Raw genomic sequence first — 15,306 nt, 5'->3', positions numbered from 1 at the left:
CACAACCGATTTTAATAGAGAGGATCGCCGTGTTGGGCTTCGTTTAGTAATGACTTCTCTCCTGGATCGTTTTGTATCGAAATCGACATCGCCTTTGACACTTTAATGATCCGATCCTGACACTGGTTCGTTAGTCTTCAATGGTAGATAGATCTCCTGCTGGCAGATCAAGCTCCCAGGCCTTCAGCACACGGCGCATGATCTTGCCGGAACGAGTCTTAGGCAGTTTATCCTTGAACTCAATCTCACGCGGAGCAGCGTGGGCAGACAGGCCCTCTTTAACAAAACGATAAATCTCTTCCTTCAGCTCCGGGGTCGCCTCATATCCTTCACGAAGCGCTACAAAGGCTTTGATGATCTCCCCACGTGTCACATCCGGCTTGCCGATTACACCCGCCTCCGCTACCGCAGGATGCTCCAAGAGCTTACTCTCCACCTCAAAGGGCCCGATTCGTTCTCCTGACGAATTAATCACATCATCAATCCGTCCCTGGAACCAGAAATACCCTTCCTCATCCATATAAGCAGAGTCCCCGGATACATACCAGCCTGTAAGCCTGAAATACTCCTCGTATTTCGCAGGGTTATTCCAGATCTTCGCCATCATCGATGGCCAAGGTGTGCGTATGGCCAGATTGCCCATACTGTATGGCGGCAATTCCTGCCCGTGATCATCAATAATAGCTGCCTCAATTCCAGGCAATGGACGTCCCATGGAGCCGGGCTTGATCGGCATTCCGGGATAGTTACAGATCAACTGTGCGCCTGTTTCGGTCATCCACCATGTATCATGAATTCGCTGACCATAGGCTTTCCATCCCCAACGAACGACCTCCGGATTGAGCGGTTCACCAACAGACATTACGTGGCGCAGACTGCTCAGATCATGCTGGGCAATGGTCTCTTCCCCCGCTCCCATCAGCATACGGAAGGCCGTTGGTGCACTGTACCAGATGGTGACTTTGTTCTTCTGGATGGTATTGTACCAATCTTGAGGACTGAAACGACCGCCACGTATCACATTGGTTACTCCATTGAGCCAAGGGGCAAAGATCCCATAAGAGGTACCTGTCACCCAACCAGGGTCAGCTGTGCACCAGTACACGTCATCCTCACGTAAATCCAGCACAACCTTACCTGTATAATAGTGTTGAATCATGGCATTCTGAACATGGTACACCCCTTTGGGTTTACCTGTAGAGCCTGAGGTATAGTGAATAAGCAAACCATCCTCACGGTTCAGCCACTCCACTTCCATCTCATCCGAAGCGGCAGACATCTCTGCATCAAAATCAATGAGTCCTTCTTCCGTCTGTGCGCCGCCACCCACAATAAATATATGTTTGAGTTCGGGTAATTCGGAACGTTTGATTCGCCCCAACAATTCCGGAGTCGTGACGAGTGCTACAGCCCTGCTATCCTCCAACCGATCCTTCACTGCCGTTTCCATAAACGCTTCGAACAAAGGTCCCGCGATGGCTCCAGCCTTCAATATACCCAGAAGACTAAAATACAGCTCCGGACTGCGTGGCATAAAAATAAACACACGCTCCCCTTTGGCTATGCCATATTTGCGGAGAACATTTCCGAACCGACTCGACTGTTCACTCAGATCAGCAAAAGTATAGGCCTCTTCGCGCGAAGCATCGCTATACAATAAAGCGGTTCTTCCGCCCCTTCCTTCCAGGACATGACGGTCAATCGCTTCATGCGCCATATTCACTTTTCCGCTGGCGTGCCACGTAAAGTGCCTTTCCACCGATTCCCAATCGAACCGGCTTCTCGCCTCCGTGTAATCGCCCAGGTTAGATTCGGACACAACCGTTTGCAGCATCTCACCATGTGCTTGACTCATGCTTGCCAGCCTCCTTCAACTCGACATTTCGATTCCCGTTGTGGGTTAATTCTCATTGCCTTTGTGTTGACTGAACTTCCAGTTAGCGCTTACATTAGTAGAGAGAACATCTCATCATGTACTTGCTCGGCCAAACAGATGTTATCCATACTGCGTTGAATTGTGAACATTTTTTGTCTACGCAATTATAGCAAATCTTTTCAATCGTCGTCTATGGCTTTTCAATTTTTTGGGTTTTTGCTATAAATACGTGTTCAAAAAGATCGGTTTTCAGTACCAAGAAGATGGGATGAAGCTAGAAATGGAGTAGCGGAGCGTAGGGAAAACTACGTGAGCAACGGACATTTCGGCTGAATGACATATTCGATGCTGATGATGCCACTAGGCATCCTTCGTAATCAAAAGCGTTCTTTTTGAACAACCTCAATAAGTAGGGGGAGAGAGGAGCATGAACCATGGAACATATCAAGGAACATCACATGCGTTCCATCTTCAAGTCCGGCCATCGAATTACGATTGAAGGCCACATGCAGGCCAAGGAGATAACCAATTTTGCCTTTCATTCCGATCTGGATGCCTTTCGGCGCCCAGCCGAGCAGCAGGAAGCATTGGCCGAGATTGCAGCATTGCCAGAAGGACGAATCATCATCGCACACGAAAATGAAACGATTATCGGCTACGTAACTTTTCACTATGCGGATGAATGCGAACGCTGGTCCGAGGGCAACATGACTGATTTGATTGAGCTTGGGGCAATCGAGGTTGCGGACGACTACCGCTCGCTTGGCGTTGGACGTGAAATGTTGCTTACAGCGTTGGATGATAAACACATGGAGAATTATATTATTTTCACCACAGAGTATTATTGGCATTGGGATCTGAAGGGTAGTGGACTAAACGTATGGGATTATCGCAAAATGATGGAGAGGCTGATGCAGACGATCGATATGACCTGGTATGCAACGGATGATCCCGAAATCTGTTCACACCCAGCAAACTGTTTGATGGTGCGAATCGGAAGTCAGGTGCCCATAACATCGGAAGAACAGTTTGATCGTGTTCGCTTCCGCCATCGGTTCATGTATTGATGATTCAAGGAACCTTTTGAAAACCAATATACATAAAAAACCGCTTCTCGCAGCGTTGCTCCATACTTCCTGGAACAGCTGACCGATGGGCGGTTTTTCGTTCATAACGGATTGCATCACATTCCATGCTATACCGTTACATATTTTCGAGCATGTGCTCCACAATGCCGTGTGAACGTTGCGAAGATTCCACGGTGAATTCAGCAAAGTTCACATGTGCCGAACCATCCGCTTTATCTGACATCCCACGCAAGACAACAAATGGTACACGATTCATGTAACAGACCTGAGCAACTGCAGCCCCTTCCATCTCCGCACATGCACCGTCCATTTCAGTATATAACATGTTAACCGTATCTTTATTTGCGATAAATTGGTCTCCCGATAACACCTTACCGATCAGATAATTGGCTCCCTGCGCTTTACACGCTTCTTCAGCCAGTGTAATAAGCGAAGCCTCGGCAGGGAATGCAGATGTCTCCTGGTAAGGAATAACCCCGCGCTCAAACCCTAGTGGCGTTACATCCATGTCGTGCTGTACACATACGGACGAAATAACCATATCTCCAATGTTCAGCTCCGGGTTAACCGCCCCCGCAACACCTGTGAAGATAATACGGTCAACCTGAAACCGATCAATCAATATCTGCGTTGTAACTGCTGCGTTTACTTTACCTACACCGGATTTACACACGACAATTTGCTTGCCAAGCCACTCGCCTGCAACGTAAGTAATACCGGTTTGTTTGACCGTCTCAAGCTGCTTCATACCTGCCAGCAAAAGTTCTACTTCCTCGTCCATTGCTCCGATAATACCGATCGTTTCACGCATCTTCGGATACCCCCTGTTTACATTTTAATCTCATTCAGCACAAAAGCTCCGTCTCCGGAGCTTTCGCATATCCATTATGTAGAGAGAATAGCTTCTCCCTTTCTATATAACATCCCGATTAAACTACATCTGCGTGACTTACTGACAAACGAAGAATCGTTTCATGCGGCAAAATAACCCGTGGGTTCTCTACATTTTCCTTCTTCATCAGCTTCGTCAGCAAACGCATCGCTACTGCGCCAAGATCGTACATCGGCTGAGCCACTGTCGTCAACTGAGGACGCACCATGGAAGCCATACGAATGTTATCCACACTAATAATGGAGAAATCATCCGGTACTTTCAGGCCTTCATCCTGAATACTGTGAATGGCACCAATCGCCATTTCATCTGTTGCAGCAAAGATTGCCGAAGGCTTTTTCTTCAGTCCGAGGAAATATTTCATTGCTTCCACACCGGATTCATAACGATAGTTACCGATACGAACCAGATCCTCCTGATATTCCATGCCTGCTGCTTCCAGTGCTTTCTTGTAACCTTGGAAACGCGCGTAACCATTCGCAGGATCTTGCAGTGTACCACTGATCATCGCGATTTCCTTGTGTCCATGACGAATCAGGGTATTTACTGCGTCAAACGCAGCCGCCTCATGGTCAATATCCACAGAAGGGAATGTTCCCTTCTCATCACTCGTTGCACAAAGTACGATCGGCACAGCCGCAGACTGGAACGCCTGAATGTGTTCGTCCGTTACTGTTCCGCCCATGAAGAGCAGTCCATCTACTTGTTTTTCGAGCAAAGTGTTAATAACACGAATTTCTTTTTCTTTCTTCTTATCCGCATTACACAAAATAATATTGTAGTGATACATATTCGCAATATCTTCAATTCCGCGGGCAATCTCCGCGAAGGTTGAGTTCGAAATATCCGGAATAACGACCCCGACCGTGGTTGTCTTCTTGCTCGCCAGACCTCTGGCTACCGCATTAGGACGATATCCCAACCGTTCGATGGCTTCATATACTTTTTTCCGCGTTTGCGGTTTGACATTAGGGTTATTATTAACTACCCGTGATACCGTTGCCATAGACACTCCAGCTTCACGTGCCACATCATAAATGGTTACCGTCACAGTACTTCTCTCCATTACCAGTAAATTTTCATACCATTTTCATTAAGATTTATATTACGACAATTTTTTGCATTAATCAATTAAAATAGGCTTTAGGACTCACTCAAAACATTTGTAAGTGTAGTGCTAGTAATATCTGAATGGGAAGTATGCCATACAGGAATTCCCTTTTTGATCAGGATCGCCTGTGGAGATTCGTGCTTAACACCCAGCTTGTCTGCTGCTTCATTGGATACCGGGCGATCTTCCACGACATAAATGATGCCATATTTCACTTGTTCATTGGGATTGTTATGCAAATAATCGTTCATCTCCTGATAAGCGTTCGAGCTGATCGGGCAGCGTGTGCTGTGCTTAAACAGAAGCAAGGGTTGATCCTTGGTAGCCTCCACCGCGGAGTTTAGCTGTTCAATACTTGTCATTTTAGTCATGTCAGCCATTAGATATACATCCCCCTTTACCAGGAATACCGCTATGTTGAGCGTTTTCACTCTTCGATATCTTAACAAAAAGTGCGAGAAAAAGCCAATTTTCATGAAAACAAGCATTTTACACGTCAAAATTAGACAGCATTCGAGAAGTACTCCTGCCACACAAATCCGGATAATTGACTTAATCTGCGCTCCGTGCTCTCAATCCACGATGCATCTCCAGACTTGGTTGCGTAACCCATAATATCCAACAGCAGATTAATACGCCCCTCCACCGCTTGCTGCATGCGATATTCCATCTCCCGATCGGTCGCATCTGGCCAGGCCAGCAGTTGCTCGTGAAACAAGTCTGCCAGTTCATTGCGTTCACCAAAAGATACGTCCTGCTTCACGGGTTGTTCGCCCAGCGTGCTTATGCATTCTGTCAAATCCGGCTTGACCGGCTGAAGCACTTCGTATGATACACAGTCTGTACATGCAAATACAGGTACGTTTCGAATCTCCACCTTTTTGGCGTATACCACTGTTCTTAATTCCAATTCCATAACATGTCCACATCTGCACGACTTGCGCACAACCATCACCTCATTCGTTCTATACTCTTATATAAGTACCATTCGACCTATTTCGGCTCAAATCCTGCTGTAATCGAGAGGTTGCACAAATTACCACTCCCACCAGATCAAGGTTGTCGAAATATAGGCAGTCACTGACTTGTAATCGCTTCCTCAAAAGTGAATATGCACTTCCATGAAGTCCCGCGGAGAATCTGTTACAATTAAAGACGCGACATCCCTAATCACCGCAAAAGGAGAGATGGATATGAGATTAACGGGTAAGAAAGTCATCGCTCTGGTCGATGAAGAATTCGAGGATCTGGAATTGTGGTACCCTGTGCATCGTGTACGCGAAGAAGGTGCAGAGGTACATCTGGCTGGAGAGAAAAAAGGAAAAACCTATATTGGCAAATATGGCGTCCCGGCTGAAGCTGAATACAGTTTTGATGAACTCGACAGTTCACACTATGATGGAATTCTCGTACCAGGCGGCTGGGCACCGGACAAGCTGCGTCGTTATCCCAAAGTACTCGAGCTTGTAAAGGAAATGAATGCAGACCGGAAACCGATCGGACAGATCTGTCATGCTGGTTGGGTCCTGATCTCCGCCAAAATTCTGGACGGGGTTACGGTAACTTCTACACCAGGTATTCGGGATGACATGGAAAATGCAGGTGCCATCTGGAAAGATGAAGCGGTTGTTGTCGATGGACATATCATCTCAGCACGTCGTCCACCCGATCTTCCGCCTTACGGTAAGGCATTTTGCGATGCACTCGCTGACAAATAAAAATAACCCCACTGTGCTGATTTCATGCACAGTGGGGTTATTTTGTTAACTAAGTTTACCGATAAATAATTATCACAAATGTAAATATATTAACTTAAAGGTATTTATATCCAATTATCCATTTCACGATGCATTTGATCCACTCTGTTCGTCCGAATTCCCCGTAGAGTCATTAAAAACTTGTAGACGTTCCTCAATATCCCCGCTGGTCCGTAGGGTGAAGCACTTACGAGCTTCTTCCTTGGCTGCTGATGCCGTTGTGTTCAGCACTCTGTGCTTCACACGCAACAGGGATTGTGGAGACATACTCAAATGGCGAATGCCAAGCTCCAGCCATAGCGGAATGGCACGTTCGTCCCCCGCCATCTCCCCGCACACACTCACATCAATGCCGGCTGTGTGAGCCGCATCTGCTGTGGCACGAAGCATCCGCAGAACAGCCGGATGATAAGGATGATACATATGGGCAATCTGTTCGTTCATTCGATCTACTGCCAGTACATATTGAACCAGATCATTCGTACCGATGCTGAAGAAGTCCGCTTCCTCAGCCAGCAGATCTGCAATCATCACTGCTGCTGGAACTTCAATCATGATCCCCACCTGAATGTGAGGATCGTATGACAGTCCCCGCTCGTCCAGATCGGCCATCGCCTCACGAAGAATCTCATTGGCCTGCTGAAGCTCTTCCACCGAAGAGATCATCGGATACATGATTTTGACATTACCGGCGGCACTGGCACGCAGAATGGCTGTAAGCTGTGTTTTGAACAGATCCTTGCGGTCCAGACTAATCCGAATGGCACGGTATCCCAGAAACGGATTGTCTTCCTCTGGAAGCTCAAAATAATCAAGCTGCTTGTCACCACCAATATCCAGTGTACGAATGACAACGGATTGGCCTGCTGTTTTCTCTGCCACAAGGCGGTATACCTCATATTGTTCTTGCTCTCCCGGGAATGTAGCCCGGTCCATATACAGGAACTCTGTCCGGAACAAGCCTACACCCTTCGCTCCATGTTTCAAAGCCATGTCCAGTTCCTTCACGGAACTGATATTGGAAGCAAGATGTAATACAGCTCCGTCTTTGGTTACAGCATCCACCGTTGCAAGCACCTGTAGCTGTTCCTTTTTCTTCAACTGTTTGCTGCGAAGCATCGTGTAGCGTTCTATCGTCTTACGGTCCGGATCGGTAAATACCAAGCCATTGTCACCATCTACCACAAGCATATCACCTGTCTCTACCGGCATGCCAAGACTCGCTTCCAGACCGGAAACGAGAGGAATGCCAAGTGCACGAGCCATAATTGCTGAATGTGATGTTTTCCCGCCAATTAAGGTTACAATGCCAAGCACATGAGTGGGATTAAGGTGTGCCAGTTGAGACGGCGACAGCTCTTTCGCAACAAGTACATAAGGTTGGGTATCCGAAGGAAGTGTAATCTCCGGTGCGCCGAGCAGATGCTTGAGCAGACGGTTACCCACATCCTTGATGTCAATAGCCCGCTCCTTCATATATTCGTCTTCCAGCAGGTCAAACATCGTAACAAAGTGGTCAATGGCTTCTTTCACCGCCACTTCTGCCGCCTTGTACTGACGCTCGATAATGCCTCGGATTTCGTTCATGAATACCGGATCTTCGAGGATGGCCAGATGTGCATCAAAAATACTGGACTCCTCGGGACCAACGACTTCCTTGAACTCATTCTTGATATATTCGATCTCATCCTTTGATGTCCGTATGCCCTCATACAGCCGTTCGAACTCCTGGGCGAGATCTACCGAATCCATCTTCTGATCCGGCAGATCCCATTCCCAACTGGGCAGGACAAATGCTTTGCCGATGGCTATGCCTGCAGCTCCGTTGATGCCTTGTATCTTCATTCTACCCCTCCAACGTTCCTGTCATAGAGCACCACGGACATAACGGATGCCTGACCTTTCTTAACTTGCTTAAATGGAGCAAAACTCCATGATTTTACACGATCCGGATTCGTAATTACCATGGGTGTTGTCAGTGACGCCGCTTGCTCGCGAAGTACCGCCAGATCAAACTTGATCAACAACTGCCCTGGCTCCACCGTATCGCCCTCCTGAACAAAAGCTTCAAAATGACCTTTCAACTGAGATGTATCGATGCCGATATGCAGTAACACCTCAAGCCCTTCACGGGTGGAAATCCCCAGGGCATGCATGGTCGGGTACAGATGCATAATCGTTCCATACACAGGTGATACCAGCTCTCCGCGTTCCGGGACAAAGGCTACCCCATCCCCGACAAGCTTAGCTGCAAAGATCTGATCTGGAACCTCTTCAATCGGTAGCATCTTACCCTGAACGGGAGCACAGAACAGAACCTGTTGCAGATCTCTTTCGAGCAGCTTCGCGATTTCTTCCCGGATCAATTCCGAGTAGGTACCGAATACCACCTGTACGTTACCGCCGCCCAGCTTGATCAGTCCGGCGGACCCCATACTCTTCATGGCCCCCGTGTCGATCAGTCGGTCATCATGCACAGTCAGGCGAAGGCGTGTAATACAGGCCTCAACCTGTACAATATTTCCTTTTCCACCCAATGCTTCGAGGATCAAAGGGGCCTGATAAGGAATGTTCCCTACCCAATCTTCCAGCATCGATCCCTCTTCACGTCCCGGTGTTGGAATCTTGAATGTACGAATCGCCCATCGGAACAGGAAGTAGTAAACCAGCCCATATAGTATGCCAACCGGAATGAGTTTCCAAGCATTCTCCGATAGATGGAAATTGAGTATGTAATCAATAATACCTGCGGAGTACGAAAAGCCGTGCCGGATATCGAGCCAGTAGCTGATCCACATGGCAACACCGGACATGACTGCATGCACGATGAACAGATAAGGTGCAGCGAACAAAAAAGCAAACTCAATCTGCTCGGATACCCCCGTCAGAAAACAAACGAGTGCTGATGTCAGAAAAGTTTTCTTGATCTTCGGTTTCAGATCTTCTCTGGCTTCCTGAATAATAGCGAAGGCTATCGCCGGAATAGCAAACATCATGATGGGAAACAAACCCGCCATAAAGAATCCTGCAGTTGGATCACCTGCAAAAAATCGGGGCAAATCCCCTTGCACAATGTTACCATCAGGCGTCTCAAAGGTTCCCAACTGGAACCAAAACACATTGTTAAGCAGGTGATGAAGTCCGAAAGCGACCAGCACCCTGTATAACACTCCATAGATGAACAGTCCAAACCCACCGAGACTGTATTCCCAAGTGGCAACGGCATTCAATCCATGTTGTAAAATCGGAGCGAGCCATAGCATAAAACAAGAGAACAGAGCCGAACAGAGTCCAACGATAAGCAAAACAAACCTTGAACCCCCGAAAAATTGTAAGATTTCGGGTAGTTTAATACTTTTGAACCGATTATGCATTCCCCCGGCAAGCGCGCCGAGTATGATTCCAATTAAGGAAGCGGGCTGAACGGTGCCGTCGCCGAAGTTGCGAGTCACCTGATCATATATCACGATACCAGCCAGCGCAGCGAGTCCCGCTTGCCCGGCCTGGTTGGAGAGTCCCAGGGCTACACCGACAGCGAACAGATACGGTAAAAAATAAAAAATACCGTGTCCGGCCACGGTAGACACTTCACCGACAACTTCCAATCCCCAGGCGTTCCAGGGCAGACTGCCCACACTGAGCAAAATTGCGGCGGCGGGCAGGACCATTGTAGGCAGCATTACCGCTCGTCCGAGCTGCTGCAAGGATCCGAGCCAATTCATGGCGACCTCTCCTTTCTATCCTAGATGGTAAGCTTTACGCAACGTTTTGTCAAAGCAAAACAGTAACCAATTGGTAATTAATACGGCAAAAATAGCACAGAAAAAATCCCGTCAACTTCAAGTTAACGGGATTCATCCTATATACATTCAATTGGGTGCGATCAGGAGATCATCAGATCACAGGTGAACGGGCTTCTCAGCCGCGTCCAGCGCCGCGCAGAACGATGGAATCCTCTACCTTGATACAACGATTCGTTACCGCTGTCATGCCGTTCTCCGCAGCAATCTGGACCGCTTCATCGCTATGGATGCCAAGCTGCAGCCACAGTACATTCGCTTTGATGGCAGCAGCGTCACGAGCCACATCCGCACAAAACTCCTCGCGGCGAAACACGTTAACAATGTCTACCGGCTCTGGAATATCCGCAAGCGTGGCATATACCGTCTCTCCGAGAATTTCCCCCTGTACCTGTGGGTTAACCGGGATGATGCGATAGCCTCTGCTCTGCATGGCTTCTGCTACCATATAGGATGTGCGATCCGATTTGTCTGATAAGCCGACGACTGCGATGTTGCCTGCCTTGCGCAAAAGTTGTCCAATTTCTTCACGAGTAGGGTTGTTAAATTCCATGTTCAAGCACCATCCTTTTCTGATTAAAAGTGCGTGTTCAAAAGACAGGTTTTCAGTTGTTTTACTCTTTTACCCATTGAACCGAAGCGCCAAGCGCCTGCAAATGATCGAAATATTGCGGATAAGACTTGGCTACATGGTGTGCATCCCGAATACGAAGCGGTTCTTTGGAGCGCAGTCCAACGACAGTGAGCGCCATAATTACGCGATGATCGTAGTGAGCGTTAATCTCAACGCCGCCTTCGACGCCTTCCGGACGTCCGTGTACAATAATCTCAGCCTGACGCTCTTCCACGTTCGCTCCTGCTTTCCGCAGTTCGTTCAAATAATCGGTGATTCGGTCACATTCCTTGTAACGCAGGTTCTCTACATTATAGAACCGTGAGGTGCCTTCCGCAAACACAGCTGCGGCTACCATAGCCAAAACGGCGTCTGTCGCGGCATCCCCGTCGAATTCGATTGCTTTCAGTCTGCCATTGCCCTGAACATGAACCACATTGTTCTCATGTGTGAGTGGTACTTCCATCATGCGCAGCACGTCAACGATAGCACGTTCACCTTGTTTGCTCTGCTCCATCAAGCGCAAAATCTTCACATCAGACTGTGTAACCGCTGCTGCAGCAAGAACCGCTGCTGAGCCCGGGTAGTCTCCTTGAACCGTGTAGGTCGTTGGCTGGTAAGCCTGTCCACCTGGTACACGGAAAGACATGTAATCATCACTTGCATGGATAACGATACCTGCCTGCTCCAACACTTCCAGGGTCTGTCCAATCACGACCTTGGACTTCAGGTCATTCAGCACTTCAATGGTGCTGTCTTCTGCAAGCAAAGGCGTAACAAACAACAATGCGCTCAGATATTGGGAACTAACGGAGCCGGATACTCGAATGTGCCCACCCTTGGCATTGCCGCCTTTGATCGTAATCGGCAAGCGCCCTTGTTCGTGCTGTACTTCTACACCCAGTTGACCCAGTGCATCGATTAGATCATCATGCGGGCGTTTGCCGAGCGAATCCGGATACGTATTCACAAAGGTAACTTCAGGACAGAGCGCCGTAACGCCCATCAGGAAACGAAGTACAGCACCTGCATTCCCTACATTCAATTCACGCACATCACGGGGATGACTGCCGAAGCCCTGAATCACAATCTTGCTGTCGTCTTCTTCAAGCACTGCCCCAAGATCGCGAATACATCTGCGCATAGCGTCACTGTCTTCACTGTGTGCGGGGAAATGAATGGTACTTGTGCCCTCTGCCAACGCAGCAGCCAGCAAATAGCGGGTAGTATAGTTTTTGGAGGACAGAGCTCCGATTTCCCCGTTCAGGGTAGGGGTTGGTTTAACAATAACGTCCATGGATGAAATTCTCCTTCATTGATTATATTGTCGCCAAATTGACATTCCGTACATCGCTTGGGTATCATTATAGGCGTTAAGTCCATACAGAAAAGAGGACCTGAATATGACACAAATAGCTGAAATTGAAACGTCTGAGCTACGTCGCCGTTTACAGGCGGGAGAGAAGCTGCAGATGATAGACGTCCGCGAGGACGATGAAGTCGCGCAAGGCATGATCGAAGGAGCCAAGCATATCCCGCTTGGACAGATTCCGGACCGACTGACTGAGATTGATAAGTCAGGCGAGATTATCATCATCTGTCGTAGCGGTTACCGCAGTGAACGTGCTTGTGAATATCTGCAGCAACTCGGATATGAAGGCTGTACGAACATGGTCGGCGGCATGCTTCAATGGCAACAGGAAGACTAGAAGGAATCTGAGCTATGACACTATAAATTCGTGACTATACTCCACTCCTGCAAACGGGCCAATATGGCCCGTTTTCTTATATCTGCCACTCTTTATCAAGCAACAAACTTCGATGATAACAAGCTTAGACGCGGTAATGCGCTAAAATTAAACGAGTCACTTCACCAGCGGATAACTCGGTTGTATCCACCGTATAATGCGCGAACCGATATGCATCTTTTCGTTCTTCCATAATCGTCTGAATGCGTTCCTCTGCATTGCCTGCGAGAAGCGGGCGATTGTCACAACCGCTAACACGCTCTACAATCACTGCCGGATCAGCAGTCAGGGCAACGACCCAACCATTCTTCGACATCACGTCACAATTATCCGAACGCAGCACTACACCACCGCCGGTCGCTATCACCTGTGACTTTTTCTCCAGTACCGAGCACAACATGCGACTCTCGGCATCACGGAAATACGTCTCGCCCTTGCCAGTGAACAGTTCTGGAATCGTACAGCCTTCCTCTTTCTCCACCGCGGCGTCCACATCAATCAATCGGTAACCAAGCTCGCGTGCAAGCATGTCAGCGACGGTTGATTTGCCGGTTCCCATCATGCCGATGAGAATAATATTATTAGACTTGCTCAAGGTGTACACTCCTTTAATCCAAGCAATTCGTGAGCACTTTTGTCCTATCATAACACAGCCCTGCGGACTGGGAAAGACCATCGCCTTACGACTTCATTTCGAACATCCATGAATACTTCCAAGGCAGATCAAGTAACTTCCGCATCTTAAGGACGCCAGATCATACTGAAGTACTTTCACAAATAACACGGCTGTATAAAACGAAAAGAGACCTGGCGTTAACCGGCAATAACCGGAACGCCAAGCCTCTTTCGAGTCTCTCAACGGGCCAAAGCTCCTGCGTAAGGGCGCTTTACCAATCTCATCGACTCATATATGTGGTACTACTCCATCCAATTGTGGTGGAAGCTGCCTTCTTTGTCCACACGTTTGAACGTGTGAGCACCGAAGTAGTCACGTTGAGCCTGCAACAAGTTTGCTGGCAAACGCTCCGTACGGTAGCTGTCGTAGTAAGACAGTGCGCTGGAGAAGCCAGGTACTGGAACACCTTGTTTTACAGCCGCAGCTACAACTTCACGCCAAGCGCCTTGATAAGACTCAACGATGTTTTGGAAGTAAGGATCCAAGAGCAGGTTTTTCAGTGCTGCGTCTTTATCATAAGCTTCCTTGATGTTTTGCAGGAACTGTGAACGGATGATGCAACCGCCACGGAAAATCATGGCAATATTGCCGTATTTCAGATCCCAGCCATACTCATCGGAAGCTGCACGCATTTGTGCAAATCCTTGTGCGTAGGATACGATTTTACTTGCGAAGAGGGCTTTACGCACGCTCTCGATGAATGCCTTTTTGTCGCCAGAGAATGCTTCCGTCGCTGGTCCACTCAGGATTTTGCTAGCTGCTACACGCTCGTCCTTCATCGCAGACAAGAACCGGGAGAATACGGATTCTGTAATCATGGACAATGGTACGCCGAGATCCAGCGCGCTTTGGCTTGTCCATTTACCTGTTCCTTTTTGTCCAGCAGCGTCCAGAATAACGTCAACCATTGGTTTTCCAGTTTCAGGATCGTATTTGGAGAAGATATCTGCCGTGATTTCGATCAGGTAACTATCCAGCTCCCCTTGGTTCCATTCCGTAAAGATTGCATGAAGCTCTTCAACGGAAACATTCAATACGGATTTGAGCAAGTGGTACGCTTCACCAATCAATTGCATGTCTCCGTACTCGATTCCGTTATGCACCATTTTCACATAGTGTCCGGCACCGTCAGGTCCAATATATGTACAACATGGATCGTCACCGACTTTGGCTGAGATCGCCGTCAGGATCGGTTCAACCAATTTATAAGCACTTTCCTGTCCACCCGGCATAATGGAAGGGCCTTTCAATGCGCCTTCTTCACCACCGGATACGCCTGTACCGATGAATCGAATGCCTTTGTCTTCCAACTCTTTGCTGCGGCGTTGCGTGTCAGGGAAGTATGCGTTCCCTCCATCAATGATGATGTCGCCTTCATCCAGGTGAGGAAGCAGTTGTTCAATAGTAGCGTCGGTCGCTTTGCCGGCTTGTACCATGATCAAAATTTTGCGCGGGGATTCCAGGGATGCTACGAACTCTTCAATGGAGAATGAGCCTGTCAGGTTTTTACCTTCAGCTTCCTTCAGAAGATCATTGGTTTTCTCCGGGGAACGGTTATATACCGATACCGAGAAACCTCTGCTTTCAATGTTAAGGGCCAAATTTTTGCCCATGACAGCCAGGCCAATTACGCCGATTTGTTGTTTTGTCATCTGGTCCTCCATCCTTTGCTCCAATTAATTTTATTGAAATAAATTCTCAACAATACTCCCATTTTAACGGTTTTATGTATAGAAGTGAACCCC

The 15,306-nt window shown here is 48.1% G+C and carries 14 protein-coding genes; 3 read left to right on the top strand and 11 right to left on the bottom strand.

Annotated features, from left to right (window positions below):
* Positions 1-130 precede the first annotated feature (130 nt).
* Positions 131-1,855 (bottom strand): acetate--CoA ligase, encoded by a 1,725-nt coding sequence (gene acsA / locus AC4G47_RS09435; RefSeq protein WP_491105824.1) that lies wholly within the window; start codon positions 1,853-1,855, stop codon positions 131-133.
* A gap of 455 nt (positions 1,856-2,310) precedes the next feature.
* On the opposite strand from acsA, the gene AC4G47_RS09430 reads away from it, so the two are divergent.
* Positions 2,311-2,943, top strand: a complete 633-nt coding sequence (locus tag AC4G47_RS09430) for a GNAT family N-acetyltransferase (RefSeq protein ID WP_491105823.1) — start codon at positions 2,311-2,313, stop codon at positions 2,941-2,943.
* Between the two features lie 136 nt (positions 2,944-3,079).
* Here AC4G47_RS09430 and AC4G47_RS09425 read toward each other — a convergent pair whose 3' ends face one another.
* The 4 genes from AC4G47_RS09425 to AC4G47_RS09410 form a co-directional block, all read right to left on the bottom strand.
* Positions 3,080-3,775, bottom strand: a complete 696-nt coding sequence (locus AC4G47_RS09425; RefSeq protein ID WP_458123287.1) for a 5'-methylthioadenosine/adenosylhomocysteine nucleosidase — start codon at positions 3,773-3,775, stop codon at positions 3,080-3,082.
* 118 nt (positions 3,776-3,893) lie between these two features.
* Positions 3,894-4,907, bottom strand: coding sequence for a catabolite control protein A (ccpA, locus tag AC4G47_RS09420; RefSeq protein ID WP_062835383.1), 1,014 nt, complete (start codon positions 4,905-4,907; stop codon positions 3,894-3,896).
* Between the two features lie 92 nt (positions 4,908-4,999).
* Entirely contained in the window at positions 5,000-5,347 is a 348-nt protein-coding gene (gene ytxJ, locus AC4G47_RS09415; protein ID WP_458123288.1) for a bacillithiol system redox-active protein YtxJ, read from the bottom strand.
* A 122-nt stretch (positions 5,348-5,469) separates the two neighbouring features.
* A complete protein-coding gene (locus AC4G47_RS09410) occupies positions 5,470-5,883 on the bottom strand; it encodes a hypothetical protein (RefSeq protein ID WP_491105822.1) in 414 nt (137 codons plus the stop codon).
* Positions 5,884-6,160: 277 nt separating this feature from the next.
* On the opposite strand from AC4G47_RS09410, the gene AC4G47_RS09405 reads away from it, so the two are divergent.
* Complete coding sequence (locus AC4G47_RS09405) at positions 6,161-6,685, top strand: type 1 glutamine amidotransferase domain-containing protein (protein WP_336763528.1); 525 nt, start codon at positions 6,161-6,163, stop codon at positions 6,683-6,685.
* Between the two features lie 123 nt (positions 6,686-6,808).
* Here the strand turns inward: AC4G47_RS09405 and ptsP are convergent, their stop codons facing one another.
* From ptsP to aroA, 4 genes are all read right to left on the bottom strand, one after another.
* Positions 6,809-8,569, bottom strand: a complete 1,761-nt coding sequence (ptsP, locus tag AC4G47_RS09400; protein ID WP_491105821.1) for a phosphoenolpyruvate--protein phosphotransferase — start codon at positions 8,567-8,569, stop codon at positions 6,809-6,811.
* Positions 8,566-10,446 carry a glucose PTS transporter subunit IIA gene (locus tag AC4G47_RS09395; protein ID WP_458123291.1) on the bottom strand — a complete coding sequence of 627 codons (1,881 nt, stop codon included), beginning with the start codon at positions 10,444-10,446 and terminating at the stop codon, positions 8,566-8,568. Before AC4G47_RS09395 ends, ptsP begins: the two co-directional genes overlap by 4 nt.
* A gap of 196 nt (positions 10,447-10,642) precedes the next feature.
* Positions 10,643-11,077 carry a CoA-binding protein gene (locus AC4G47_RS09390; RefSeq protein ID WP_017687409.1) on the bottom strand — a complete coding sequence of 145 codons (435 nt, stop codon included), beginning with the start codon at positions 11,075-11,077 and terminating at the stop codon, positions 10,643-10,645.
* 61 nt (positions 11,078-11,138) lie between these two features.
* The gene (gene aroA / locus AC4G47_RS09385; protein ID WP_366348987.1) at positions 11,139-12,434 is read right to left on the bottom strand and encodes a 3-phosphoshikimate 1-carboxyvinyltransferase; all 1,296 of its coding nucleotides are present in this window, start codon (positions 12,432-12,434) and stop codon (positions 11,139-11,141) included.
* A gap of 106 nt (positions 12,435-12,540) precedes the next feature.
* Between aroA and AC4G47_RS09380 the strand changes: the two genes are divergently transcribed.
* Positions 12,541-12,846, top strand: a complete 306-nt coding sequence (locus tag AC4G47_RS09380) for a rhodanese-like domain-containing protein (RefSeq protein ID WP_491105820.1) — start codon at positions 12,541-12,543, stop codon at positions 12,844-12,846.
* Between the two features lie 124 nt (positions 12,847-12,970).
* Here the strand turns inward: AC4G47_RS09380 and AC4G47_RS09375 are convergent, their stop codons facing one another.
* Complete coding sequence (locus AC4G47_RS09375) at positions 12,971-13,480, bottom strand: shikimate kinase (RefSeq protein WP_260871033.1); 510 nt, start codon at positions 13,478-13,480, stop codon at positions 12,971-12,973.
* A 323-nt stretch (positions 13,481-13,803) separates the two neighbouring features.
* The gene (gene gnd, locus AC4G47_RS09370; protein ID WP_145322900.1) at positions 13,804-15,213 is read right to left on the bottom strand and encodes an NADP-dependent phosphogluconate dehydrogenase; all 1,410 of its coding nucleotides are present in this window, start codon (positions 15,211-15,213) and stop codon (positions 13,804-13,806) included.
* Positions 15,214-15,306 lie beyond the last annotated feature (93 nt).

This window comes from Paenibacillus sp. Negev47, from assembly GCF_058313655.1.
This window is presented reverse-complemented; position numbering and strand designations above follow the sequence as displayed.